The sequence below is a fragment of the Candidatus Accumulibacter sp. ACC003 genome, from assembly GCF_907163085.1.
Classification (GTDB): Bacteria; Pseudomonadota; Gammaproteobacteria; order Burkholderiales; family Rhodocyclaceae; genus Accumulibacter.
On sequence record NZ_CAJQTX010000002.1, the window covers coordinates 557,177 to 582,734 of the forward strand.

Below are 25,558 nucleotides of genomic sequence, written 5' to 3' on the forward strand. Positions count from 1 at the left end.
CCACCAGGAGGCACCATGAACACCCGCAAACTGCAACAGGTAATACGCTCGATTCCCACCTCGGACGGTGCCGGCGTCAAACTCCGCCGCAGCCTGGGACAGGCGCCGGCGCTGCGCCTTGACCCCTTCCTGATGCTCGACGAGTTCGCGTCGGAAAACGCCGACGACTACATCGCCGGCTTTCCCGATCATCCGCACCGCGGCTTCGAGACCGTGACCTACATGCTCGACGGCCACATGCTGCACCAGGACCACCTTGGCAACCGCGGCGACCTGCGCAGGGGTGGCGCGCAATGGATGACCGCCGGGCGCGGCATCATCCATTCCGAAATCCCGCAGCAGCAAAGCGGACGGATGCGCGGCTTCCAGCTGTGGATCAACCTGCCGGCACGCGAGAAGATGAAGGCCGCCGCTTACCGCGACGTGCAGCCGGAAGAGATTCCGCTGGTGACCATGGCCGGCGGCGTCGAAGTCCGGGTGATTGCCGGCGCACTGCTGGTCGACGGAGAAAATGTTCTCGGGCCGATCCAGGGAATCAGCACCGAACCGCTGTTCCTCGACGTCCGCCTGCCGGCCGGGGCGAGCTTCTCGAACCCCCTGGCGACCGGCCACAACGCTTTCGTCTATCCCTACGAAGGCCAGCTGAGCATCGGCGCCGCCGACGAGGCGAGCGTCCTGGCCGCTCACCAGGCGGGCGTGCTATCGGCCGGCGAGCGCGTCGAAATACGCGCCGACGACGGCGCCGCGGCTTTCCTGCTGCTCGCCGCGCGCCCCTTGCTCGAGCCGGTGGTCCAGTACGGCCCCTTCGTGATGAACAGCCGCGAAGAAATCGAGCAGGCGATTGCCGACTACCAGAATGGTCGGCTGGTGTGAATCGTGGGGATCGTCAGGCAGGGAAACTGAACAGCCGTTAACGCCGCGGCGGACACGCGGCCCGCCCCCACGCCGTCATTGCGAGGAGGCAAAGCCGACGCGGCAATCCAGCTCCACCCACTGACTTCTTCACCGCCGCCGCATCGCCAACGCCAGAAGAAAGACCTCTGGATTGCCACCTCGGCTGCGCCTCCTCGCAATGACGCCTGCGGCTCGCGCCGCAACCAGGTTTCAGGCGACCACTTCCAGGCCGCGCTTCTCGACCAGGCGCAGCAGCTTGAGGGCGGTGCCTGCCGGTCGTTTCTGGCCGCTTTCCCACTTCTGCACCGTCGACACACTGGTGTTCAGCAGACGGGCAAAGACCGCCTGGCTGACCCGCGCCGCTTCGCGGATTTGCCTGATTTGCGCCGGCTCCAGTGGCTCCACCGGCGGCAGGCACAGGCGGTCGAATTCCCGCATCGTCACCTGCTCCATCACGCCCGCGCCGTGCAAGCCTTTCGCCGTATCGTGGACGGCTTCAAGAATCGCTGACTTCGTTTTCCGCATCGCAATCGACCTCCATCATTTCACCGGCAACTTGTGCCGTGCTCAGAGCCGTCGCCGTCAGCGACAGCAAGTGCGCAGCCAAGGTCTTCAAGGCTTCCTCTTCGTCCTTGTCGATGTTGCTGCGCGCGTTCTTCGGGAAGCCATACACGAAAACCCATCGGCTGCCCTTGTTGGTGGCCGCCAGCGTGCGAAAACCGCCACTCTTCCCCTGCCCTGCCCGCGCGATCCGCTTTTTCAGCAGGCCACCGCCCAGGTCGGCTTCGTACAGCCCGTCCGTGATCTCGCGCACCGCCGCGCAAAGGGCCTGGCTGCCGACGCCCTGTTTTCTCGCCCAACGGTCAAACCATCGGGTCTTGTAGATTGCCATGCCCGTTCTCCTCGGTTTCTTATATAGCACTCAGTGCTAGCGCATGGCAAGCTAAAAGGGTTCTGCTCACGAAACGGAATAGGCCGCACGTTAGGCTATTAGCATGATCTCGCCAAGAGCCAACCGACGATTCGGAGATGTCGTACGCTAGGCTTCAGTTGCCGTTTCATGACGACGCGTTGCCAGCTATCGAACCACAGCACTAGCGCGCGGGGTCAGCTCTTCCCCCGTGCCTTGGGCAATAGTCAAGACCTGAGCCCGTTTCTGCGGTTTCTGGAAAACATCACGGCAGCCTAAGTCGCTTCTCACTTTGTCGGAAGTGTTCTGCGACGATCGCTTTAGCTTCAACGGGGTCGATTGGCGCAACTACGGCACTCAAGAAATCGGATAGGATGGGCTCACGTTCGACCTCGGACCGTAGAACCGCCGTGATGCCGCTCAAACCAAACACCTTGACGACGTCCGCCCAAGATGGGGTCTATGTCGTTTCGTGTTGTGGAACGGGCGCTGGTTTTGGCAGTTTGAGGGGGCGGCGATGTCAAGGGCGGACGCAGTCCGGGCGCAGCCGAACCCTTTACATCGCCGCCCGTTAGCTTACGCTTCTGACGTGGTCGCCTTTCTTGGTGCTTCTCGTCGCCATCAGCCTGTCATTTCCCCGGGTCGCGGTGTTGATGGGTTCAGCAAACACCCTACCGACAGCATTCTAGCGGATTAGGGGGCGCCGCCGCCCGCTCAGCGCCTGGACAACGACTGCACCGGATCAAGCCGTGCGGCCTGGCTGGCGGGCAATACGCCGAACAGCACGCCGGTGACCAGCGCCGTGCCGAGCGCAGCGAGCACCGCCCAGTCGGGCGGGAAGGCCGGGTAAACGGGATAGAGCTGGCGGATGAGCGCTGCGCCCGCCTGCCCGAGAACGAAGCCGAGCAGCGCGCCGGCGACCGAGAGCATCGCGGCTTCGGTGAGGAAGGCGTTGCGGATCGTCGCGCCGGTCGCACCGAGGGCCTTGAGCAGGCCGATTTCGGCGGTGCGTTGGGCGACCGAGACGAGCATCACGTTCATTACCAGGATGCCGGCGACGGCCAGGCTGATCGCCGCGATGCCGGCGACGGCGAGGGTCATCGTTCCGAGCAGGCGGTCGAAGGTGGCGAGCACGGCGTCCTGGGTGATGATCGTCACGTCCTCCTCGCCGTCGTGGCGCTGCTTGATGATCTCGGTGACTTGCGCCTTGGCCGGCTCGATCGCCTCGCGGCCGTTGGCTTCGACGAGGATCCGGAACAGCGTGTTGCTGTTGAACATCGCCTGCGCCAGCGCCACCGGCACGATGACCAGCTCGTCGGTGTTCATTCCCAGCCCCTGGCCACTCGAGGCGAGGACGCCGACGATGCGAAAACGGCGGTCGCCGACGCGTACCAATTGCCCGAGCGCCGACTCGCGGCCAAAGATTTCGTCGCGGATTTTGGCGCCGATGACCGCTTCCGAAACGCCGCGACGCCAGTCGCCGACCGGCAGGAAACGTCCCTGCGCGAGCGCCAGGCGGCGCACGTCGATGAACTCGGCGGTGGTGCCGACTACCATTACTTCGCGAAGCTTGCCGGCAAAACTGATTTCGGACGTGCCAACGGCGAGTGGTGCCGCGCGGTGCACGGCTTTGGCGCGCAACAAGGCCTGCGCGTCGTCGATGGTCAGGTCGCGCGGCGTGCTGGTGACGGCATTGCCGGGATTGAAGCCGCCGGTCTGCGAGCGCCCGGGCAGGACAATGACCAGGTTGCTGCCGATCGACGAGAATTCATTGACCACGTAGCGGCGCGCGCCGTCGCCAAGCGCGGTGAGGACGACGACGGCGGCAACGCCGATGGCCATCGCCAACACCAGCAGCGAAGTGCGCAGGGGGTTGCCTGTCGCCGCGCCGCGGGCGAAGCGGATCAGGTCGGGAGTGCGCACGCGTCGTTGGCGTCGTTGGCGTCTTTTCCGCCTGCCGGGCTGGCGCTGTCGTGTTCCAGCGCGCCGTCTTCCATCAGCAACTGGCGGCGGGCGCGCGCGCCGAGCGCCTGATCGTGGGTGACGACGATCAACGTCACGCCGTGGCCGTTGAGCGCTTCGAGCAGGCGCATGACTTCTTCGCCGGTGGCGCGATCGAGGTTGCCGGTCGGCTCGTCGGCGAGGATCACCGCCGGCTGCATGATCGTCGCGCGGGCGATCGCCACGCGTTGGCGTTGGCCGCCCGAGAGCTGGTCCGGACGATGGTCGGCGCGATTCTCCAGCCCGTAGTCGCGCAGCGTCTGGACGACGCGTTGCGTGCGCTGGGCCGGCGCGATGCCAGCAAGAATCATCGGCAGCGCGATGTTCTCGGCGGCGGTCAGGCGCGGCACCAGGTGAAAGCTCTGGAAGACGAAGCCGATGCGCTCGCTGCGCACGCGCGCCTGTTCTTCTGCCGACAGGGTGGTGACGTCGCGGCCCTCGAGGTGGTAGGTGCCGGCGTTCGGGCGGTCGAGCAGGCCGAGCAGGTTGAGCAGCGTCGATTTCCCCGATCCGGACGGCCCCATCACCGCCACGTACTCGCCGGCGGCAATGCTCAGTTGCAGGCAGCGCAACGCGTGCACCGCGCTGTCGCCGAGCTGAAAAATCCGCTCGATGCCGGCCAGCTCGATCAACGCCGCGGCCATCAGCTAGCGGCCGGCGGCCTGGCCATCGACCGCGTAATGCACGCCGGCCTTGACGCCGGCGCGTTCGAGCGAGGTCACGACGCGATCGCCAGGCGCCAGTCCTTCTAGCACTTCGGCGAACTCCCAGTTGGCCAAACCGGTCTTCACCTGCCGCTCTTCGAGCATGCCGTCGGCGCCGGCGACCAGCACGCGGCCGCCTTCGAGCAGCGCCGAGGTCGGTACGCGGACGACGTTGTCGCGGACGTCGAGGATCACTTCGACGTCGGCGCTGTAGCCGACGAGCAGTTTCCCGGGCGCCGCCGGGTCGTCGAAAGTGGCCTCTATATCAACCGTGCGCGCCTGTTTCTCGACCGCCGAGACATACGGAGCGACGCGCTTGACCTGGCCTGGAAACGATTTCTTTGGCAGCGCGTCGAGGCTGATCCGCACCGCTTGCCCGGCGGCGATGCGCGGCGCATCGACCTCGTCCATCGGCGCCTTGACGTACAGGCACGAATCATCGATCAGGTCGATCGCCGGCGGCGTCGGCACGCCCGGCGGCGACGGCGTCGAGTATTCGCCGACTTCGCCGACGATCTTGGCGATGGTGCCGGCAAACGGCGCGTAGAGAACGGTGCGGCCCTCCTCGACACGCGTCAGGCGGACGCGCGCTTCGGCTTGCAAGACGTCGGCTCTGCTGGCCGCACAGCCGGCGCTCCTGGCCTGCGCCTCGCTGCGCGCGCTATCCTCCTTGGCCTGCGAGACGAAGCCCTTGGCGCGCAGAGTGACCTGCCGATCGGCTTCGCGTTCGGCGTTGGCGGCGACGCTGCAGGCTTCGTTGACGCGCTGGCGAGCGGTCGCCACTTGCGCGGCGTACCACGCCCGCTGCGCCCGCTGATCGTCGTTCCACAGCTTCATCAGCAATTGGCCCTTCTCGACCCGGTCGCCTTCCTTGACCGCCAGCACCTCGATGCGACCACCGGTAATCGTCGACAGCTTGGTACGCTGGCACGCTTCGACGGTGCCGGCGCGGGTATTGGCGATCGTCGATTCGACGAGTCCGCGCTTGATTTCACTGAACACCACGACCACCGGTTTCGGTCGCGTCGCCCACCACACGCCGGCGGCGATCAGAACTACGACGAGCACAGCAAGCAATAAACGGCGAATCAGCGGCGACATAGGGGTGGGGCTCGGGGTTGGCGAGGTGCAATAAAAAACGTTGGCCCGGCGGCTCGACGGCAACGCTCGCCATGTTCCGATGAAACCGCGCCAGTAGCAAGGGCAGAACGCGTTGCCGGGTGTGGTCGAGGCGGCCACCGCAGGCCTCGCCGGCCAGCGTGCTAGAATCGCCGCCCCGCTTCCGCCTCATTCCCCCTTCCGTCCGGCCTCGCACGCTGGTGTCTGCTGGTGTCAATTTCGCCGATGTCCTCTCTCAATCCTCCGCAACGCGAAGCGATCCATTACCTCGACGGTCCGCTGCTGGTCCTGGCCGGCGCCGGCTCGGGCAAGACGCGCGTGATCACCGAGAAGATCGCCTACCTGATCGAGTCCTGCGGCTTCAGCCCGAGAAATATTGCCGCCATCACCTTCACCAACAAGGCGGCGAAGGAAATGCAGGAGCGGGTGAACAAACTGCTGGCCGACAAGCCGTCGAAAGGTCTGACGATTTCGACCTTCCACGCGCTCGGCGTGCGCATCCTGCGTGAGGAGGCACGCACGCTCGGCTACAAGCCGAACTTCTCGATCCTCGACGCCACCGACTGTTTTGCCATCGTCTCCGAACTGGCCGCCAGCGTCGACAAGGCGGTCATCCGCAAGCTGCAGTCGCTGATCTCGAACTGGAAGAGCGCGCTGGTTTCGCCCGATCAGGCACGCAAGGACGCGCAGAACGACACCGAACTGCTTGCCGCGAATGCTTTCGCCAGCTATTCGGCGACTCTGCAGGCGTACCAGGCGGTCGATTTCGACGACCTGATCGCGCTGCCGGTGGCGCTCTTCGAGAACCATCCCGAAGTGCGCGAGAAGTGGCAGAACCGCCTGCGCTATCTACTCATCGACGAGTACCAGGACACCAACACCAGCCAGTACACACTGCTCAAGCTGCTCGCCGGACCGCGCGCCGCGTTCACCGCGGTCGGCGATGACGACCAGGCGATCTACGGCTGGCGCGGCGCCGACATCGAGAATCTGCGGGGACTGCCGCGCGACTATCCAAAGCTCAAGCTGATCAAGCTCGAGCAGAACTATCGCTCGACGGTGCGCATCCTCAAGGCGGCCAACGCGCTGATCTCGCATAACGAAAAGCTGTTCGACAAGAAACTGTGGTCCGACCTCGGCCACGGCGACCCAATCACCGTCAGCGTCTGCCAGGACAGCGAAAAGGAAGCCGAAGGCGTGGTCATGAAGCTGCAGGCACACCGCTTCGAACATCGCGGCACCTTCCGCGATTACGCCATCCTCTATCGCGGAAACTTCCAGGCGCGGGCGCTCGAACAATTCCTGCGCAACCAGCGCATTCCCTATCTCCTGTCGGGCGGCCAGTCGTTCTTCGACAAGAGCGAAATCAAGGATCTCGTCGCCTACCTGCGGCTGCTGGCCAACGACGACGACGACCCGGCGTTCATCCGCGCGGTCAGCACGCCGCGGCGTGGCGTCGGCACCAGCACGCTACAGGCGCTCGGCGGTTACGCCGGCGAACGCCATTTGTCCTTGTTCGCCGCCGCCTTCGAACAGGGTTTCGCGCAGCGCGTGCAGCCCCGCCAACTCGCGCCGCTGCTGGAATTCTGCGAATTCATCAACCGCCTGCAGGCGCGCGCCAGCAGCGACCCGCCGGCGCAGTTGCTGAGCGAGCTGCTCAACGCCATCGCCTACGAGGACTGGCTCAACGAGCGCGACGAGAAACGGGCGGCGCAAATCAAGTGGGGCAACGTCCAGGAGTTTTGCGACTGGCTGGGCAAAAAGGGCCAGGAAGAAGGCAAGACGCTGATCGACCTCACCCAGACCATCGCCCTGATCAACCTGCTCGACAAGAACGAAAAGGACGTCGACGCCGTCCAGCTATCGACGCTGCACGCCGCCAAGGGCCTGGAGTTCAAGCACGTCTTCCTGATCGGCATCGAAGAGGGCATCCTGCCGCACCGCGAAGCACAGGCCGACGGCCGCATCGAAGAAGAGCGCCGCCTGATGTACGTCGGCATCACCCGCGCGCAGCGTTCGCTGCACCTGAGCTATTGCGAGCGACGCAAGCAGGGCCGCGAAACGATTCCTTGCGAGCCCTCTCGTTTCGTCGCCGAGATGGGCGACGACCTGCGCGTTTCCGGTGGCAAGAGCGCGGCACCGCCGGACAAGGCCGCCAACTCCGACCGCCTGGCGGCGATGAAGGCGATGCTTGGCAAGGCCAGGTAGATTTTCAAAAGCGCCGCACTCCGAGAGATGGTTACAGCCTGTCACACGACGTTACGCATGACCTGACATCGCGTTTGCAAGCGCTCGCGTTAATGCTGGCAAGGCCGAGAGAACAGCAAAGCGGCCGATCGAACAAGACCAATCAATCTCAGGAGATCCACATGTTCAAGAACATCATCGCCGTTGCCGTTGCCGCCGCTTTCAGCACCGCCGCTTTCGCTCAAGCTCCTTCTGCCGCTGCCGCGACCAAGACGGTTGAGGCGGTCAAGCCGGCCGCAGCCGCCGCTGTCACGCCGGCCGTGGCGATCCCTGCTGCGGCCACTCCCGCGGTGACCCCGGCAGTTGCTGCCAGTGCAGCGACCGCCAAGCCCGAAGCCATGGCTACAGAGAAGATGCACGACGCCAAAGCGAAAGCACCCGCGCACAAGGCGGCCGCCAAGCATCCTACCGCCGAAAAGATGGAAGCCGCCCCGACCGAGGGCGATGCCGCCAAGCCGGAAGCGATGGCTGGCGAAAAGATGCACGACGCCAAGCCGAAGGCAAAGGCACCGGCCCACAAGGCAGCTGCCAAGCAGCCGGCCGCCGAGAAGATGGAAGCCGCCCCGGCCGAGGGTGATGCCGCCAAGCCGGATGCGATGGCTGGCGAAAAGATGCACGATGCCAAGCCGAAGGCGAAGGCACCGACGCACAAGGCTGCCGCCAAGCATCCGGCAGGCGAAAAGATGGAAGCCACCCCGGCCGCTGAAAGCGCTGTTCCGGCTGTCGCCAAGTAGAAATCGCACGCCGTCGCACGCCCCGGAAGGAAACTTCCGGGCGCAAAAAAAGGAGACCGCGAGGTCTCCTTTTTCGTCTGCTACCGAATCAGATCTCTTACTGTGCCAAGCCGACCAGGTGTGCGACCGCGGCCTTGATCTCGTCGTCGGTAAGACTGGCGTTGCCACCCTTGGGCGGCATTGCGCCCTTGCCGTTGGTCGCACTGGCGACCAGCGCGTCGGTGCCGGTGGCAATCCGCGGCGCCCAGGCGGCCTTGTCACCCGCTTTCGGGGCGCCAGCGACACCAGTGCCGTGGCAGGCCATGCAAACCGACTGATAGACCGTCGCACCGTCACGCGGCTGGCCGTCTGCCGCCGCAGGTGCTTTCTCGTATTCGATTTTTGCCACCGGCAGGATGCGGACATACACCTCGTCGTCGCTGCCGCCTTTCGCAACGCTACCTTTACCGATCATTGACAAGGGCCAGATCACCACGATCAAAACGATTGCGATGACAATGGTGATCGTCAGGATCACCCGTGAGGAATTTCGTTTTTCAGCCATGCCAGATCCTTGGTTGTCTGCGGATTAATGTGAAAGTCGCGTCCGCGACTAGGGGATCGCCCTTCGCGCCACCGCGGGAGAAGGGCCGGGGAGCAAGACGGGGAATTCAGGGTGCATTGCTCGCTGCCCGTCGAACGATTCCGGCGAGAAGCCGGAATGCGCGCTGCAAGTGCAGGAAACGGTCATCACTTTCACGATCTTGGGTGCCAGCAATTGTCTTGACTTTTGGACGCGCAATTGTACCGCCGTTTCGCCCTCTCCCAAAGCCTCCGGCTGGACTCCCGGGGACAAAGCGGTTAAGCTTCGTCTCCCACACGCGCCCGTAGCTCAGTTGGATAGAGTACTGCCCTCCGAAGGCAGGGGTCGGACGTTCGAATCGTCTCGGGCGCACCAAAACAGCTATTTGCCATCAAGTGCTTACTTGGTCGCTTCCAGCGCTGACGCCATGCCGTCAGCTTCAGCAAGTCCCTATCCAGTCCGTCGCGCCAAGGTACGCCCTCGTAGCCGGGGCGCTTGGTGTTGTGGTGCACTCGGGATGGCAGCTACGAGGCCGCGGAGCGCAAGCAATTTCCTCGCCATGCGCCTCCTGGCCTTTGCCCGCAGCTCAATCAGAGGGCGACGCACGCCCTTTCCCCGGCACGGCTCCAAATCGACGTCCTTCAACTGTCGCAAGCACTTGTAAGCGACGCTGTCCTGCTTCCAGAATCGCGTCACCGACACGCCAAACCCGGCCTCGCGCGGATGGTTGGCCAATCGCAGCCGCCTCTCTTTCGCGTCGTCGATGTGCGCCGCCGATTCAGCCTGGCGCTTCAGCGCCTGCCAGGCCGTCGGCGAAATGTGACGATCCGCGCGTCCAGGCAGGCATCCGGCCGGATCGGCACAGGTAAATCGCTGCAGGGACTGCCTATTGTGTAGGCACACTCAGCCGAACCAGCCGCTGCCAGAGGATCCGGGTGGTATCCACAGGCCTGTCCCACGATCTTTCCACAGCTCTTGGGGATGATCTTGCTATCCACCGATTGTGCACAGCCTGTGGATACTTTTTGTGAACTTCGCTTCAGACACCGAACGGCATCGCCTCCACAAGCCAGCAGGCCGGCGTGTTCGAACAGCCGGAGAGCACGCCAAGGTCGAGCTGCACGCGGCGGCGACAAGTCTTTTGCGTTACCGCTACAATCCGACGACGAACAAGGCCAGGCAAGGCATTCTCGAAGACCGGCACCGATTGCGGTCACCCGTCGCCTGCCTGAACACCCGCGGCGTGAGCAGGGACGCGACCAACGAAAAGGAGAAGCCAATGGCCAGGGAGACAATGCCAAGCACCGTCGACATCAACGGTCGCCGATGGGGAGCCAGGGCACACGACTGGGCGGACATCCAGGAGCAAGGATGCCGGCCGGTGTACCTGGCGGTTTTCGAGCGCGTCGCGCTACGCTCGGGCACGGCGTATCTCGACGCCGGATGTGGTGCCGGAATGGCCTCACAGATCGCCGCGGAACGCGGTGCGCGCGTGTCGGGGCTCGACGCTGCTGACAATCTGCTGGCGATCGCCCGGGCGCGGGTGCCGGACGGCGACCTGCGCGTGGGAGACCTCGAGCGATTGCCCTTCGCCGACGATAGCTTCGACCTGGTCACTGGCTTCAATTCCTTTCAGTTCGCCGGCAATCCCGGAGTGGCACTCGCCGAAGCACGGCGCGTCACCAGGCCGGGCGGCGATGTCGTGATCGTCACCTGGGGAGAACCAGAAGGCATGGAAGCCGCTTCGCTGCTGGCGGCGCTGAAGCCGCTACTGCCTCCGTCACCGGCCGCTGCGCCGGGTCCTTTTGCCCTGTCGGACGAAACCGCGCTGCGGACCTTCGCCACCGACGCGGGCCTCGACGCCGGCGAAGTATTCGACCTTGACTCGCCCTGGCAGTACGCCGACCTCGCTACGGCCCTGCGCGGGCTCGGGTCGTCGGGCGTCGCCGCGCGGGCGATCGAAGAGCACGGCCAGGCAGCGGTCGACGCGGCGCATGCCAGCGCACTTACACGCTTCCGTCGGCCCAACGGCAGCTACACCATCGCCGCAAGCTTCCGCTGTCTGTTGGCGCGCGCCTGAGCCGCCCGGTAACACCCCCGGCACAGCGATACGAGCTTGAAACTCGCCATCAGGCGCTTCGGCCGCCAGGCGAGCGCCCGACAAGCTGCTCGAAGCGATCGACCGGCAAGGCGTGGCTGTGCAAGTAACCCTGGTACGCGTAGCAACCGATGCTGACGAGAAACTCTCGTTGCTCTTCGCTCTCCACGCCCTCGGCGATAATCCCGAGACCCAGGCTCTGACCGAGGGCGACGATGGCTCTGGCAATTGCCGCGTCGCCGGGATTGGCGACGATGTCACGCACGAACGACTGGTCGATCTTCAGCTCGTCGAGCGGCAAACGCCTGAGGTAGGACAGCGACGAGTAGCCAGTGCCGAAGTCGTCGAGCGAAAAAGCCACACCGCGGGTCTTCAAAGCCGCCATTTTGCCTACCGTGTCGGCGACGTCGTCAAGCAGCAGACTCTCGGTCAGTTCCAGTTTCAGTCGCTCGGGCCTGGCGCCCGTCCGTTCGATTATCGCCAGCAGTCGATCGACGATGTCCACTTCATGGAACTGCCTGGCGCTGACATTGACGGCGATCGTCAGTTGGGCCATCGCCGGCTGGTTCGCCCACGCGGCGAGTTGGCGGCAGGCGGCCTCGAACACCCACAGGCCCAGCGGCACGATCAAGCCGGTTTCCTCGGTGAGTCCGATAAACTCGCCGGGGAAGACCAGGCCACGCCGGGGACTCTGCCAGCGCAACAGGGCTTCGGCGCCGGACAGCCGGCCGTTGGCCGCGACCTGCGCTTGATAGTGAAGCACGAACTGCCTCTCCGCCAGAGCCCGCCGCAAACCCTGCTCCAATTTGACGCGTTCCTTCACCGCCGACTCGAGGGTGGGGTCAAAGAAGCTAACGAGATTGCGACCGGAATCCTTGGAACGATACATGGCGAGATCGGCCTGTTTCATCAAGTCGTCGGCGGTGACCTGCTCACCATCAAACAAGGTCACGCCAACGCTTGCGGTACTGCGTTGCGCGACATTGCCCAAGTGATAGACGTCGTTGAGCGACGACAGAATCTTGTGGGCGACCACCTCGGCATCAGCCGCCGCGTCCTCGGCGCTGCCGTTCAAGCCTGCCAGAATGACGACAAACTCGTCGCCGCCAAGGCGCCCGACCGTATCCTCTTCGCGTACGCAACTCGTCAGGCGTCGCGCCACCTGCTGCAGCAGAATATCGCCGGTATCATGCCCCAGGGTGTCGTTGAGTGACTTGAAGTTATCCAGATCGATGAACAGCAGCGCGCCATGCCTGGCACTACGCGCACTCGTGGCCAGCGTCTGTTTCAAACGATCGAGCAGGAGCGTTCGATTGGGCAGCGAGGTAAGCTGATCAAAAAACGCCAGCTCCCTGATCCTTTCTTCCGCCTGCCGACGCTCGGTCACATCCTCAGCAGAAGAAAGCGTCCCCACCACCGCGCCTGCTTCGTCGCGCAACAGCTTGTTATTCCAGGCCAGCACCCGCGGCGCGCCGGTGCTGGTGACAATGACATTCTCGTGACGCTCGAGCAGCCGCGTATCGCCGGCCATCAGGAGGTCGAAGAGCTTGCGGATTGCTGCTTTCTCTTTTGCCGGCAGGAAGTTGTCGAACCAGTCGACGCCAATCAAGCTGCTTTCCGATTGGCCGAGAAGCTCGGCACCCTTGCGGTTGACCATCACGATCCGGCCCTGCTTGTCGAGCGCCATGAGCATCACGCCGGCAATGTCCAGATAGCGTTGTGCCGTGTCGCGTTCGCGCGCCAGTTCGCCGGTCCGCTGCGCGACCCGCTGCTCAAGATGCCGATACTGAGCGACTATCGTCCGGCGCTGGCTACGCTCTGCCAGGATGACCGCCAGCATGAAAGCGAAATTGCGGATATGGTCAGCGTAAGGCGCAAAGACCATGGCGTCACTGACGCTGAAAACGAGCTCGCCATGCTCGCCGACGCTCGAAGCCAGGCGGAAGCGCAGGGCGGCATCCTCGTCACCCGAGGGCTCGGCGCGGAACTGCACGTGCGGGACCCCGGGAACATCGGCCAATCCCTGCGTTACGAAGGGAAGGATGGACTCATCGGGCAATGAAGTGACAACACTCTGCATGAGCAGAAGCTGTCCAAGCACGCGCACATTCGGCAAGACGGCTTCAGACATCCGGCCTCCCCGAAGGTCAGCAGCGAGTTCCCAGGACGTCCTCGGGTTGGACGTAGAAGGGGTTGTGCACGACGGCGTCGCGGATCACCATCAGCGGATGAACCTTGAGCACCTGCATGATCGTCGCACCATCAAAGGCATTGGCGTCGTATTGGCATACGGCGGTGATCGGATGCTCACGAAGCAGCACGCTGACGCGTGCTTCATACTCGAGAAGGCGGTCGACACCGGCCAGGCGCAGGACGTCGGCCATCATTTCGCCGATGACCCGAGCCGCCGGAAATCCGTCGGCGACCGAGCCCTGGTGGAACTGCTGCAACAAGCCAAGCAAGCGATCGGGGTCAAAGCGACCGTCGGCGAAGTAGACCTCGCCGGCGCTGGTCTTCGAAAAAGCGCCACTGTTCGTCTGCTCGTCAAGAGACAGGCAATTCTCGGCAAGGTAGCTGGCCAAGCGCGCATCGTCCAGCTTGTCGGTAAAGCAGGCCACGCGCTCACCGGCTTCCAGACCGCTGCGCAAGAACTTCAGGACGGCGTCGAGACGGTCCTCGTCTGTGCTGAAGATCTGGCAGATATGCAGCCCTGCCGGCAAATCCTGCGTGGTAAAGCCGAGTGACGCATGGTGTGGTTCGGTGGACACGGCACCTCCTCGCTACGACTGCTCCAGGCACGTTCGCGATCACGAGAGCCGCTGCACTGTTCCCGGAAGGATGACGGCTCGTGCCAGATGATTGACGTTGCGAGATGATTTTCACGGCGTCCGATCGCCACTGCAGGATCACCCTTTCGCCGCCCCCCGTCAACGGCAAGAATCTTCTCTCGCCGCAAGCGTACGGCTTTGCTCGTCTTCCTCGCCAGTCGCTCTATTTCACCCAGGGGACGGCCGACACGCCGCCGGGCGTTCGGCTGGCTATTTCCACGCCGCGCTCGGGATTATTTTTCGATCGCGATCTGCGTACTATCGTCTGCGCGCTTGCCCGGGCCCAGCAAAAATTGCGACGTCCGGTGCCCGGGCATGAACGCAGCCGAAGGAATCTGCCACCAAAGGAGGACCACCAAATGGCCAAGAAAGATGAAGATGTCTGCGCTTTTCTCCCAAAAATAGACGCACATAGTCCACAGGGCAGCTTGGGACGCCTGAAAATAGGCGAACTGATGCCCACCCAGAACGCTGTCGGCATGGACGAGGTAAATGCCAAGGTTGCCAAGATCAAGGCCAAGAGCGACAGCGCCCTCGAGGACTATCTGCTGCCGCGCGCCGTGCCCGTGATCATCGGCAACAACGGTCGTTACTACCTGATCGACCACCACCATCTGAGCATTTCGCTGTGGCTGGCCAAGGGCGATATGGCGATCCCGGTGCAGGTGGCACGCAACTGGAATTCGATCGAGGGCAAACACTTCTGGAAGGCGATGGCCGCGAATGCCTGGGTCTACCCATTCGACGCCATGGGTGCCGGCCCATCGAATCCGGATACCCTGAAGCAGCACGTGAAAGATCTCGACAACGACATCTACCGCAGCCTGTCCTGGCTCGTTCGCGAGGACTACGGCTACGTCAAGGACCCCAACAACGCCATCTTCGCCGAGTTCAAATGGGGCAGCTTCTTCCGCACTCGCGTGATCTTCGCCGAACAGCTGACGTGCAAGAAGAATTGCATGGAAATGACCCTGGCAGACATCCGCAAGGCCGACCCCGATGACTACGGGGAGAAGCTCGCCTATGCGCGCTACCTGGCGAGTTCCCCCGAGGCCGCTGGCCTTCCCGGTTTTGTCGGTCGTACCGCTTACCGTGAAAGAACACCCTCCTGAAGGCGAGCGAATCTCTGGCACTTGATGCCATTGAGAGCAACAGGCGGGAAGAGTAGCTCAGGCGGCAGCGGGGATAAAACCGTGCTTCTTGAGCATCTTCAACCAGCGAGGGGCGTTGCGTGCAACAGATAGGGCTTCGAAGTCGGTTGCCGAGTCCCGGTAGTGCGTCTGTCGGCTGATCAACAGGAAGACCGTTTTGAGAATCTTGTGGGCGATGGCGACGATGGCGCGCTTATGCCCTCGTCGCAAGCGAAGCGCCTCGAACTTGGACTTGAAAGCACATCGCGTCCGACTGGCCGCGTGCGCGAACTGGCAAAGCAGGCGTCGGACCCAGGGGTTACCTTTTCGTATCCGTCCGGTCTTTCGCTTGCCGGCGGACTCGTTGTTGCCAGGACAAATGCCCACCCATGAGGCCAGTCGATCAACCGAGCCGAAGGCGCTCATGTCATTACCGATCTCGACCAGCAGCAAGGCGGCACCGACGGCGTCGATGCCGGGGATGGTCTGCATCAATGCCAGCGTGCTTCGGTAGGGTGTCAGTTGATCGAGCAGATACTGGTCGAAACGATCGATACGGCGTTCGAGCTCCTCGACGTGCGCGATCAATTCATGCAGCACGAAGCGGTGGTCGGCGGTGAGTTCGCCGTCGAGCGCGTCGAGCAGTTCCGTACGGTCGGCCTTGAGACGGTTGCCGGCGAGCATCAACACCTCGGCGGGAGAGTGCTCGGCGATCAGCGCCTTGACCATCGCCCGCCCGGCGACGCCGTGGATGTCGCTCACCACCACCGACAAACGAATGCCGCCGTCGGAGAGGATCTTGTGCACGCGGTTCTTCTCGCTCGAAAGGATGCCGACCAGCTGCTGGCGTTGTCGCCCGACGTGGCGCAAAGCCCGAAACTGTGCCGGCGGCACAAAGGACGCGCGTAGCATGCCGGCTCGCGCCAGCATCGCCAGCCACTGCGCATCCGCCCAGTCCGTCTTGCGGCCAGGTACGGTCTTCACGTGCCGCGCATTGACGACCGTCGCGACGATGCCGACCTGTTCCAGCGCCGCATGCGGACTCTTCCAGTAGATGCCGGTGCTCTCCATGACGACCATCTCGGCGCCGTGAGCGGCCACCCATTGCGCCATCGCCTGGCGGTCACGCTTGAAACCACCAAACTCGGCCAACTCGACACTCGTCTGGCCGGCCTCATCTTCCGTGATCGCACAGGCCGTGATCTTCGCCTGATGAACGTCCAGCCCGACGACACGCTTGTACAGTTTCGCCAGTTCCATCCGTTACTCCTTTCCCGTAAAGTCACGAACGGGTGGGAACGGCGCTTGACCGAAACAACCTGCAGGGTTGCCCCTGCGGCCTTTTTACCGTGCGCTCTCTACGAGGCAATCCGGGGTACGAGTCGGTTCAGCGGGTCACGTTAGGCATCGGGGTCCAACCACCATCTCATTGCTCGACCTCTGCCGTTTCCACCCACTCGTATTTTCTTTCATCATCCGGGGTGGCGCGAGCCGCCTCACGCAATGACCGTTAGCCTGATACCGGTGCCGGCGGCGGCACCTGGCGAATCGCCGAGGTCGTCCAGCTTTCCTGATGATCGAGACAAGCCGCGACGGGGTTAAGCATCACCGGAAAGCGAAAGGCGGCGTGCTTGCTGGCAGCCGGTGAACTGCCCTTTCCTGCTCGCGCGGTCATCCGAGATTAAGCGCTGTTCGCCGTGCGTGGTGCACACGTCGAGTAGACGGACAAAGCCCTCGCCGCGGATGCGGGGAGGGCTTTGTTTTAGGGGGGCCTGGCGGTGACCTACTTTCACACATGTAGTATGCACTATCATCGGCGTGCCTTCGTTTCACGGTCCTGTTCGGGATGGGAAGGGGTGGGTCCAAAGGGCTATGGCCGCCAAGCATAACGGTTTCGCACGCCGCCTGCTGGCGAGGTGCGCAAAATGGGAAGAAGGTGTTGTGATTGTTTCGTTACGAGTTGCTGCTCAAGGTTATAGGATCAAGCCTCACGGGCAATTAGTACTGGTTAGCTTAACGCATTGCTGCGCTTCCACACCCAGCCTATCAACGTGGTGGTCTACCACGACCCTTCAGGGGGATCAAGTCCCCAGGGAAATCTTATCTTAAGGCGAGTTTCACGCTTAGATGCTTTCAGCGTTTATCTCTTCCGAACTTAGCTACCCGGCAATACGACTGGCGTCATAACCGGTACACCAGAGGTTCGTCCACTCCGGTCCTCTCGTACTAGGAGCAGCCCCCTTCAAATTTCCAGCGCCCACGGCAGATAGGGACCAAACTGTCTCACGACGTTTTAAACCCAGCTCACGTACCACTTTAAATGGCGAACAGCCATACCCTTGGGACCGACTACAGCCCCAGGATGTGATGAGCCGACATCGAGGTGCCAAACACCGCCGTCGATATGAACTCTTGGGCGGTATTAGCCTGTTATCCCCAGAGTACCTTTTATCCGTTGAGCGATGGCCCTTCCATACAGAACCACCGGATCACTATGACCTACTTTCGTACCTGCTCGACGTGTGTGTCTCGCAGTCAAGCACGCTTATGCCATTGCACTATCAGCACGATGTCCGACCGTACCTAGCGTACCTTCGTACTCCTCCGTTACACTTTAGGAGGAGACCGCCCCAGTCAAACTGCCTACCATGCACGGTCCCAGACCCGGATTCACGGGCCATGGTTAGAACCTCAAACAAACCAGGGTGGTATTTCAAGGTTGGCTCCACCAGAACTAGCGTCCCAGTTTCACAGCCTCCCACCTATCCTACACAAATCGGTTCAAAGTCCAATGCAAAGCTACAGTAAAGGTTCATGGGGTCTTTCCGTCTAACCGCGGGGAGATTGCATCTTCACAACCATTTCAACTTCGCTGAGTCTCAGGAGGAGACAGTGTGGCCATCGTTACGCCATTCGTGCAGGTCGGAACTTACCCGACAAGGAATTTCGCTACCTTAGGACCGTTATAGTTACGGCCGCCGTTTACCGGGGCTTCGATCAAGAGCTTGCACCCCATCACTTAACCTTCCGGCACCGGGCAGGCGTCACACCCTATACGTCCACTTTCGTGTTTGCAGAGTGCTATGTTTTTATTAAACAGTCGCAGCCACCATTTCACTGCAACCCTTTCAGCCTCCACCCGCGAGGGGCTTCAACCTGTCAGGGCGCACCTTATCCCGAAGTTACGGTGCAAATTTGCCGAGTTCCTTCTCCTGAGTTCTCTCAAGCGCCTTAGAATTCTCATCCTGCCCACCTGTGTCGGTTTGCGGTACGGTCTCTATGTAACTGAAGCTTAGAGGCTTTTCTTGGAAGCATGGTATCAATCACTTCGCGGTATAAAACCACTCGTTATCACGCCTCAGAATTGACCCTCCGGATTTGCCTAGAGAGCCTTCCTACACGCTTGAACCGGGACGTCCAACACCCGGATGACCTAACCTTCTCCGTCCCCCCATCGCATTACAAAGAGGTACAGGAATATTGACCTGTTTCCCATCGACTACGCTTTTCAGCCTCGCCTTAGGGGCCGACTCACCCTGCGCCGATGAACGTTGCGCAGGAAACCTTGGGCTTTCGGCGAGGGAGCTTTTCACTCCCTTTATCGCTACTCATGTCAGCATTCGCACTTCTGATACCTCCAGCATCCTTCTCAAGACACCTTCAACGGCTTACAGAACGCTCTCCTACCATATGTGCGTTCCCTTTAATCCACTCAACCCCAACAATCAACATGGGGCGCCAAGCTGCCAGCGCAACGCGCCAACAACCTCTTCCTTCGAATGAACTAAAGTGGAACGCACATATCCGCGATTTCGGTGCATAGTTTGAGCCCCGTTACATCTTCCGCGCAGGACGACTCGACCAGTGAGCTATTACGCTTTCTTTAAAGGATGGCTGCTTCTAAGCCAACCTCCTGGCTGTCTAAGCCTTCCCACCTCGTTTCCCACTTAACTATGTCTTGGGGACCTTAATCGGCGGTCTGGGTTGTTTCCCTCTTGACACCGGACGTTAGCACCCGATGTCTGTCTCCCAAGCTCGCACTCAACGGTATTCTTAGTTTGCAATGGTTTGGTAAGTCGCGATGACCCCCTAGCCATAACAGTGCTTTACCCCCGTCGGTGATACTTGAGGCACTACCTAAATAGTTTTCGGAGAGAACCAGCTATTTCCAAGTTTGTTTAGCCTTTCACCCCTATCCACAGCTCATCCCCTAATTTTTCAACATTAGTGGGTTCGGACCTCCAGTGCGTGTTACCGCACCTTCATCCTGGCCATGGATAGATCACTTGGTTTCGGGTCTACGCCCAGCAACTAGCGCCCTATTCGGACTCGGTTTCCCTACGCCTCCCCTATGCGGTTAAGCTCGCTACTGAACGTAAGTCGCTGACCCATTATACAAAAGGTACGCAGTCACCCCACGAAGGGGCTCCCACTGTTTGTATGCATGCGGTTTCAGGATCTATTTCACTCCCCTCCCGGGGTTCTTTTCGCCTTTCCCTCACGGTACTGGTACGCTATCGGTCGATTACGAGTATTTAGCCTTGGAGGATGGTCCCCCCATATTCAGACAGGATTTCTCGTGCCCCGCCCTACTTGTCGCAAACTTAGTACCACGATCAGGTTTTCGCGTACGGGGCTTTCACCCACTACGGCGCAACTTTCCAGATGCTTCCACTAACCCAATCGATATCACTTGCAGGCTGTTCCCAGTTCGCTCGCCACTACTTTGGGAATCTCGGTTGATTTCTTTTCCTCCGGCTACTTAGATGTTTCAGTTCGCCGGGTTCGCTTCCTCACGCCTATGTATTCAGCGTGGGATACTCCTCGCGGAGTGGGTTTCCCCATTCGGATATCTCTGGATCAAAGCTTCATTGCCAGCTCCCCAGAGCTTTTCGCAGGCTTGTACGTCCTTCATCGCCTGTAATCGCCAAGGCATCCACCACATGCACTTATTCGCTTGATCCTATAACCTTGAGCTCTCTTCCGAGACCCCAAGCTACAGGCAACTCATTGTGCTCCCCCTCTTACAGGGGATCGATGCAATCACAACCGTATCACCAGCCTCTCCACGCATCATGACGACTGCGTTTAACCGGTGATACAACCTTCTTCCATTTTGTTAAAGAGCACTGGCCCCGTAAGGGGTCAGGCCTGAAGAGTCTACAACTCTTCAGGCCTGACATCTCACAAGTCGCGGGTGGTGGAGGATGACGGGATCGAACCGACGACCCCCTGCTTGCAAAGCAGGTGCTCTCCCAGCTGAGCTAATCCCCCGCAAAGACGGGTCCGAATGCCCTCCAACTCGCGCCAGAGAGCATTCGATCGTTGCCTACGCACACAGGAGTCTTCCGCTCATACTGACGCCGATACGCTGGTGGGTCTGGTTGGAATCGAACCAACGACCCTCGCCTTATCAAGACGATGCTCTAACCGACTGAGCTACAGACCCCTCCGCTTGTGCCGCTTGTGACAACCGATAGGTTGTGAGCTCTCGTTCCAGTTTTTCTCTAGAAAGGAGGTGATCCAGCCGCAGGTTCCCCTACGGCTACCTTGTTACGACTTCACCCCAGTCACGAACCCTGCCGTGGTAATCGCCCTCCTTGCGGTTAAGCTAACTACTTCTGGCAGAACCCGCTCCCATGGTGTGACGGGCGGTGTGTACAAGACCCGGGAACGTATTCACCGCGGCATGCTGATCCGCGATTACTAGCGATTCCGACTTCACGCAGTCGAGTTGCAGACTGCGATCCGGACTACGATCGGCTTTCTGAGATTGGCTCCCCCTCGCGGGTTGGCAACCCTCTGAACCGACCATTGTATGACGTGTGAAGCCCTACCCATAAGGGCCATGAGGACTTGACGTCATCCCCACCTTCCTCCGGTTTGTCACCGGCAGTCTCATTAAAGTGCCCAACTAAATGATGGCAATTAATGACAAGGGTTGCGCTCGTTGCGGGACTTAACCCAACATCTCACGACACGAGCTGACGACAGCCATGCAGCACCTGTGTTCAGGCTCTCTTTCGAGCACTCCCAAATCTCTCCGGGATTCCTGACATGTCAAGGGTAGGTAAGGTTTTTCGCGTTGCATCGAATTAATCCACATCATCCACCGCTTGTGCGGGTCCCCGTCAATTCCTTTGAGTTTTAGCCTTGCGGCCGTACTCCCCAGGCGGTCAACTTCACGCGTTAGCTACGGCACTAAAAGGTTTAACCCTCCCAACACCTAGTTGACATCGTTTAGGGCGTGGACTACCAGGGTATCTAATCCTGTTTGCTCCCCACGCTTTCGTGCATGAGCGTCAGTATTGGCCCAGGGGGCTGCCTTCGCCATCGGTGTTCCTCCACATCTCTACGCATTTCACTGCTACACGTGGAATTCCACCCCCCTCTGCCAAACTCCAGTCTTGCAGTCTCAAATGCAGTTCCCAGGTTGAGCCCGAGGATTTCACATCTGACTTACAAAACCGCCTGCGCACGCTTTACGCCCAGTAATTCCGATTAACGCTCGCACCCTACGTATTACCGCGGCTGCTGGCACGTAGTTAGCCGGTGCTTCTTATTCGGGTACCGTCATCTACTCAGGGTATTAACCCAAGCAATTTCTTCCCCGCCGAAAGAGCTTTACAACCCGAAGGCCTTCTTCACTCACGCGGCATGGCTGGATCAGGCTTCCGCCCATTGTCCAAAATTCCCCACTGCTGCCTCCCGTAGGAGTCTGGGCCGTGTCTCAGTCCCAGTGTGGCGGATCATCCTCTCAGACCCGCTACGGATCGTCGCCTTGGTAGGCCTTTACCCCACCAACTAGCTAATCCGACATCGGCCGCTCCTAGAACGCAAGGTCTTGCGATCCACTGCTTTCCTGCTCACAGAATATGCGGTATTAGCGTAGCTTTCGCTGCGTTATCCCCCATTCCAGGGCACGTTCCGATGTATTACTCACCCGTTCGCCACTCGCCACCAGGGTTGCCCCCGTGCTGCCGTTCGACTTGCATGTGTAAGGCATGCCGCCAGCGTTTAATCTGAGCCAGGATCAAACTCTTCAGTTTAAATCCTAAAACCCTCGCTCGACGTTCTCAATACCAACCCAGATCTCCCCAGGTCAGCATCATTACTTCCGTGCGAGTTACTCCATCTTTTACAACAGCCCACTTGCGCAGACCATCCCAGACCGAGAACCCACACCTATCGGTTGTCTCATTTTTAAAGAGCTGGCAGAGCGACCAAGGGGCCGTTCCGCCGTGTTTCCTTACTGCCGAAGCAGCGAGAGGGGCGCATTATACAGACGTTTCCGGTTTAATCAATGTTTCTTTTCAGAAACTTCCCAGACCGCCCTGCTCCACTCACGCGCTTCAAAAACCACGCTTAAACTTCACCGAAAGAACGTAACAAGCTGTTTTTACGCAGATTTATTTCGTCAATCAGCAGCGAAGTGGCGCATTATACAGACGTTTCAGATCGCGTCAATGCTTCTTTGTAGAGACTCGGCAGAACCGCTTTGCACCGCCAGCGCCGACCCGGAGGGCCGTGATTTTTAACTGCAGATATAACATAACAAACTGATTTTATTAAGTTTTTATATATCAATCAGCAGCGAAGGTGCGAATTATACAGGGCCACTGGCGAGCGTCAAGGATCTTTCGGAATAATTCAGAGATAGCGGGCCAGCGGCGCTGCCTGCGCACGCTTGCGCCGCTGCTCAGACAATGCGCACGCGCGCAAACTTGCGCTTGCCGACCTGTAGAACGAAAGTACCCTGATCCGGAAGGACAAGCTGCCGGTCGTCGACCCGGGCGCCGTCGATCTTGACGCCACCCTGGTCGATCATCCGCAGCGCTTCGGAGGTGCTGGCCGTGAGGCCGGCGTGCTTGAGCACCTGGGCGATGCTCAAGGACTGCCCGGCGGCAGACAAATCGACCTCCGGGATATCGTCGGGGACAGCTCCCTGGCGAAAGCGGGCGTCAAAGTCCGCCAGCGCCTGGACAGCGGCAGGCCGGCCGTGAAAACGCTCGACGATCTCCTGCGCCAACAGAACCTTGGTATGACGCGGGTTGGCGCCAGCCACGACGTCGCGCCGCAAATCGCCGATTGCTTCGACCGTACGGAACGATAGCAGCTCGAAGTAGCGCCACATCAGCCCGTCGGAAATCGACATCAGCTTGCCGAACATCTCGCCGGCGGGCTCGTTGATTCCAATATAGTTGCCCAGGGATTTGGACATCTTGTTGACGCCGTCCAGGCCTTCCAGCAAGGGCATGGTCAAGATACATTGCGGCGCCTGTCCGTAGTGCTTCTGGATCTCCCTCCCGACCAACAGGTTGAACTTCTGATCGGTACCGCCAAGCTCGATATCCGCGTTCATCGCCACCGAGTCGTAGCCCTGGCAAAGCGGATAAAGAAATTCGTGGATGGCTATCGGTTGCCCGCTGCGATAGCGCTTGGCGAAATCGTCGCGTTCGAGCATCCGCGCGACCGTGTGCAGCGCCGCCAGGCGAATCATTCCCGAAGCGCCAAGGGGCTCGAACCAGCTTGAGTTGAAGCAGACCTCGGTCCTCTCGGGGTCGAGAATCTTGAACACCTGCTCCTGATAGGTCCTGGCGTTGTCCAGAATTTGTGCCCGCGACAGCGGTGGTCGGGTGACGTTTTTGCCGGTCGGGTCACCAATCATGCCGGTGAAGTCGCCGATCAGAAACAGCACGTGATGACCCAGATCCTGGAAGTGCCTGAGCTTGTTGATCAGCACCGTGTGGCCAAGATGGAGGTCGGGCGCCGTCGGATCAAAGCCCGCCTTGACCCGCAGCGGCCGACCACTCTTGAGCCTATCGAGCAGCTCGCTTTCGAGCAGCAATTCTTCCGACCCGCGTTTGATTTGCTTGAGGTCTTGTTCAACAGCGCGCATGCAAACCTCTATTGTTGGTGCCCAGAGAGCTTCTCGTGAGGAGGGTTTCTTGCTAGACTTTGGCGCTTTGCCAGCAGTCTAGGCATCTAAAGGAGAGCCGGATTCTATCGCATTCACACCTCTCGATCGACCGACTGCGTCGTCACCCATGGGCGGTAGCCACCATCGGCAGCGTCTCGCTGCTCGGCATGGTCGCCGCATTTGCCATTGCGCCAACGCCCGACGAAGCTCGCGTGAAGCTGACCACCGTCCTCGAAAAGCTGCCGACGCCGACCGTGACGCTGCTCGAAAAGGGCGACGCCAGCTTTCTGCATGAAGAACGCGTTCGACGCGGCGACACCGTCGCCAGTTTACTGACCCGCCTCGGCATCAATGATCGCGAGGCGCTGCAATTCATCGGCAGCAACCGCCAGACGCAGGAAATGGCGCGGCACTTGCGCCCCGGCGATACCCTTGGCGCGAAGTCTGGCGAAAAAGGCAAGCTGCACGCGCTCTACGCCGAATTGCCGGGCAAGGACGCCATGTTGGTCGTTGAACGCCGCGGCGACGGCTTCGAAGCGCATGAGCAAGCGCTGCAACTGTCAACCCGGGTGGTAATCAAGGCTGGTGAAATCCGCCATTCCCTGTTCGCCGCCACCGACGAAGCCGACATCCCCGACGCCATCGCCCTGCAAATGGTCGCAATTTTCAGCAGCGAGGTCGATTTCCATCGCGACCTGCGCAAAGGCGATCGCTTTTCTCTGGTTTACGAGACCTTTAGCGACCGCGGCCAGAGCATCCGTAGCGGTCGCCTCCTGGCCGCGCGCCTGGTCAACGACCAGCGTGTCCTGCAAGCCTACTGGTTTCAAGGAGAAGAAGGAGAGGGCGCTTACTACGCGGCCGATGGCAGCAGCCTTCGCAAGACTTTCCTGCGCTCGCCGATCGAGTTTTCGCGCGTCACCTCGGGCTTTTCCGGCGCCCGCTTTCACCCGATTCTGCGCTCCTGGCGAGCCCATAAAGGGGTGGACTACGGCGCGCCGATGGGCGCCGGCATTGTCGCCGTTGCCGACGGCGTCGTGGCCACTGCCGAACGCCAGCGCGGCTACGGCAATCTGCTGGTCCTCGAACACCAGGGCAGTTATTCGACGGCCTATGGCCACCTGAAAAACTTTGCCAAGGGAATTCGCAAGGGCGTGCGTGTCAGCCAGGGCGAGACCATCGGCTACGTCGGTCAAAGCGGCCTGGCGACGGGCCCACATCTGCATTACGAGTTCCGGGTAAAGGGCCGGCAGGTCGATCCACTGGCCATTTCGCTACCCCGAGCGATGCCACTCGCCGGCGCGCTCCTTGGCCGCTTCAAGGCGTCAAGCAAAAACCTGCAGGCGCAGCTGCAGCTGGCCGGCGAAACGACTCTCGCCGCGATCGAGTAGGCCGCCCGCCACGCGAAAAAAAA

General features: G+C 61.0%; 16 protein-coding genes, 3 tRNA genes and 3 rRNA genes. 7 read left to right on the forward strand and 15 right to left on the reverse strand.

What is annotated here, in order from left to right:
• Positions 1 to 15 precede the first annotated feature (15 nt).
• Positions 16 to 873 carry a pirin family protein gene (locus QZ656_RS06150; RefSeq protein WP_291992550.1) on the forward strand — a complete coding sequence of 286 codons (858 nt, stop codon included), beginning with the start codon at positions 16 to 18 and terminating at the stop codon, positions 871 to 873.
• Positions 874 to 1,104: 231 nt separating this feature from the next.
• On the opposite strand, the gene QZ656_RS06155 is transcribed toward QZ656_RS06150, so the two are convergent.
• The 5 genes from QZ656_RS06155 to QZ656_RS06175 form a co-directional block, all read right to left on the reverse strand.
• Positions 1,105 to 1,419 carry a DNA-binding transcriptional regulator gene (locus tag QZ656_RS06155; protein WP_291992551.1) on the reverse strand — a complete coding sequence of 105 codons (315 nt, stop codon included), beginning with the start codon at positions 1,417 to 1,419 and terminating at the stop codon, positions 1,105 to 1,107.
• On the reverse strand, positions 1,391 to 1,786 hold the full coding sequence (locus QZ656_RS06160) for a type II toxin-antitoxin system RelE/ParE family toxin (RefSeq protein WP_291992552.1): 396 nt from the start codon (positions 1,784 to 1,786) through the stop codon (positions 1,391 to 1,393). Before QZ656_RS06160 ends, QZ656_RS06155 begins: the two co-directional genes overlap by 29 nt.
• A 732-nt stretch (positions 1,787 to 2,518) precedes the next feature.
• The gene (locus QZ656_RS06165; RefSeq protein WP_291992553.1) at positions 2,519 to 3,727 is read right to left on the reverse strand and encodes an ABC transporter permease; all 1,209 of its coding nucleotides are present in this window, start codon (positions 3,725 to 3,727) and stop codon (positions 2,519 to 2,521) included.
• Positions 3,709 to 4,449: an ABC transporter ATP-binding protein gene (locus QZ656_RS06170; protein ID WP_291992554.1), complete on the reverse strand. Its 741-nt coding sequence runs from the start codon at positions 4,447 to 4,449 to the stop codon at positions 3,709 to 3,711. Before QZ656_RS06170 ends, QZ656_RS06165 begins: the two co-directional genes overlap by 19 nt.
• A 3-nt stretch (positions 4,450 to 4,452) precedes the next feature.
• A complete protein-coding gene (locus QZ656_RS06175) occupies positions 4,453 to 5,610 on the reverse strand; it encodes an efflux RND transporter periplasmic adaptor subunit (protein WP_291992555.1) in 1,158 nt (385 codons plus the stop codon).
• Between the two features lie 243 nt (positions 5,611 to 5,853).
• On the opposite strand from QZ656_RS06175, the gene QZ656_RS06180 reads away from it, so the two are divergent.
• Together QZ656_RS06180 and QZ656_RS06185 are read left to right on the forward strand one after the other, a co-directional pair.
• Positions 5,854 to 7,836 carry a UvrD-helicase domain-containing protein gene (locus QZ656_RS06180; protein ID WP_291992556.1) on the forward strand — a complete coding sequence of 661 codons (1,983 nt, stop codon included), beginning with the start codon at positions 5,854 to 5,856 and terminating at the stop codon, positions 7,834 to 7,836.
• Between the two features lie 74 nt (positions 7,837 to 7,910).
• The gene (locus QZ656_RS06185; RefSeq protein WP_291992557.1) at positions 7,911 to 8,609 is read left to right on the forward strand and encodes a hypothetical protein; all 699 of its coding nucleotides are present in this window, start codon (positions 7,911 to 7,913) and stop codon (positions 8,607 to 8,609) included.
• 97 nt (positions 8,610 to 8,706) lie between these two features.
• Here the strand turns inward: QZ656_RS06185 and QZ656_RS06190 are convergent, their stop codons facing one another.
• Complete coding sequence (locus QZ656_RS06190) at positions 8,707 to 9,153, reverse strand: c-type cytochrome (protein WP_291992558.1); 447 nt, start codon at positions 9,151 to 9,153, stop codon at positions 8,707 to 8,709.
• 316 nt (positions 9,154 to 9,469) lie between these two features.
• Between QZ656_RS06190 and QZ656_RS06195 the strand changes: the two genes are divergently transcribed.
• Together QZ656_RS06195 and QZ656_RS06200 are read left to right on the forward strand one after the other, a co-directional pair.
• Positions 9,470 to 9,546: transfer RNA gene (locus QZ656_RS06195), tRNA-Arg, on the forward strand.
• Positions 9,547 to 10,198: 652 nt separating this feature from the next.
• Positions 10,199 to 11,251, forward strand: coding sequence for a class I SAM-dependent methyltransferase (locus tag QZ656_RS06200; protein WP_291992559.1), 1,053 nt, complete (start codon positions 10,199 to 10,201; stop codon positions 11,249 to 11,251).
• A gap of 49 nt (positions 11,252 to 11,300) precedes the next feature.
• Here QZ656_RS06200 and QZ656_RS06205 read toward each other — a convergent pair whose 3' ends face one another.
• A complete protein-coding gene (locus tag QZ656_RS06205; RefSeq protein WP_366522113.1) occupies positions 11,301 to 13,400 on the reverse strand; it encodes an EAL domain-containing protein in 2,100 nt (699 codons plus the stop codon).
• 16 nt (positions 13,401 to 13,416) lie between these two features.
• Entirely contained in the window at positions 13,417 to 14,037 is a 621-nt protein-coding gene (locus tag QZ656_RS06210; protein ID WP_291992560.1) for an MEDS domain-containing protein, read from the reverse strand.
• Positions 14,038 to 14,456: 419 nt separating this feature from the next.
• Between QZ656_RS06210 and QZ656_RS06215 the strand changes: the two genes are divergently transcribed.
• Positions 14,457 to 15,209 (forward strand): ParB/Srx family N-terminal domain-containing protein, encoded by a 753-nt coding sequence (locus QZ656_RS06215; RefSeq protein ID WP_291992561.1) that lies wholly within the window; start codon positions 14,457 to 14,459, stop codon positions 15,207 to 15,209.
• A 57-nt stretch (positions 15,210 to 15,266) separates the two neighbouring features.
• Here the strand turns inward: QZ656_RS06215 and QZ656_RS06220 are convergent, their stop codons facing one another.
• The 7 genes from QZ656_RS06220 to tyrS form a co-directional block, all read right to left on the reverse strand.
• Positions 15,267 to 16,487, reverse strand: coding sequence for an IS110 family transposase (locus QZ656_RS06220; protein ID WP_291991569.1), 1,221 nt, complete (start codon positions 16,485 to 16,487; stop codon positions 15,267 to 15,269).
• A gap of 510 nt (positions 16,488 to 16,997) precedes the next feature.
• A 5S ribosomal RNA gene (gene rrf / locus QZ656_RS06225) occupies positions 16,998 to 17,111 on the reverse strand.
• Positions 17,112 to 17,204: 93 nt separating this feature from the next.
• A 23S ribosomal RNA gene (locus tag QZ656_RS06230) occupies positions 17,205 to 20,190 on the reverse strand.
• Between the two features lie 235 nt (positions 20,191 to 20,425).
• A tRNA-Ala gene (locus QZ656_RS06235) sits at positions 20,426 to 20,501 on the reverse strand.
• 98 nt (positions 20,502 to 20,599) lie between these two features.
• Positions 20,600 to 20,676 (reverse strand) — tRNA-Ile (locus QZ656_RS06240).
• Positions 20,677 to 20,738: 62 nt separating this feature from the next.
• Positions 20,739 to 22,276: ribosomal RNA gene (locus QZ656_RS06245) — 16S ribosomal RNA — on the reverse strand.
• The 16S, 23S and 5S rRNA genes sit together here with 2 tRNA genes alongside, the layout of an rRNA operon.
• 650 nt (positions 22,277 to 22,926) lie before the next feature.
• Complete coding sequence (gene tyrS / locus QZ656_RS06250; protein WP_291992562.1) at positions 22,927 to 24,126, reverse strand: tyrosine--tRNA ligase; 1,200 nt, start codon at positions 24,124 to 24,126, stop codon at positions 22,927 to 22,929.
• Between the two features lie 233 nt (positions 24,127 to 24,359).
• On the opposite strand from tyrS, the gene QZ656_RS06255 reads away from it, so the two are divergent.
• A complete protein-coding gene (locus QZ656_RS06255) occupies positions 24,360 to 25,535 on the forward strand; it encodes a peptidoglycan DD-metalloendopeptidase family protein (protein ID WP_291992563.1) in 1,176 nt (391 codons plus the stop codon).
• The last annotated feature ends 23 nt before the right edge of the window (positions 25,536 to 25,558 follow it).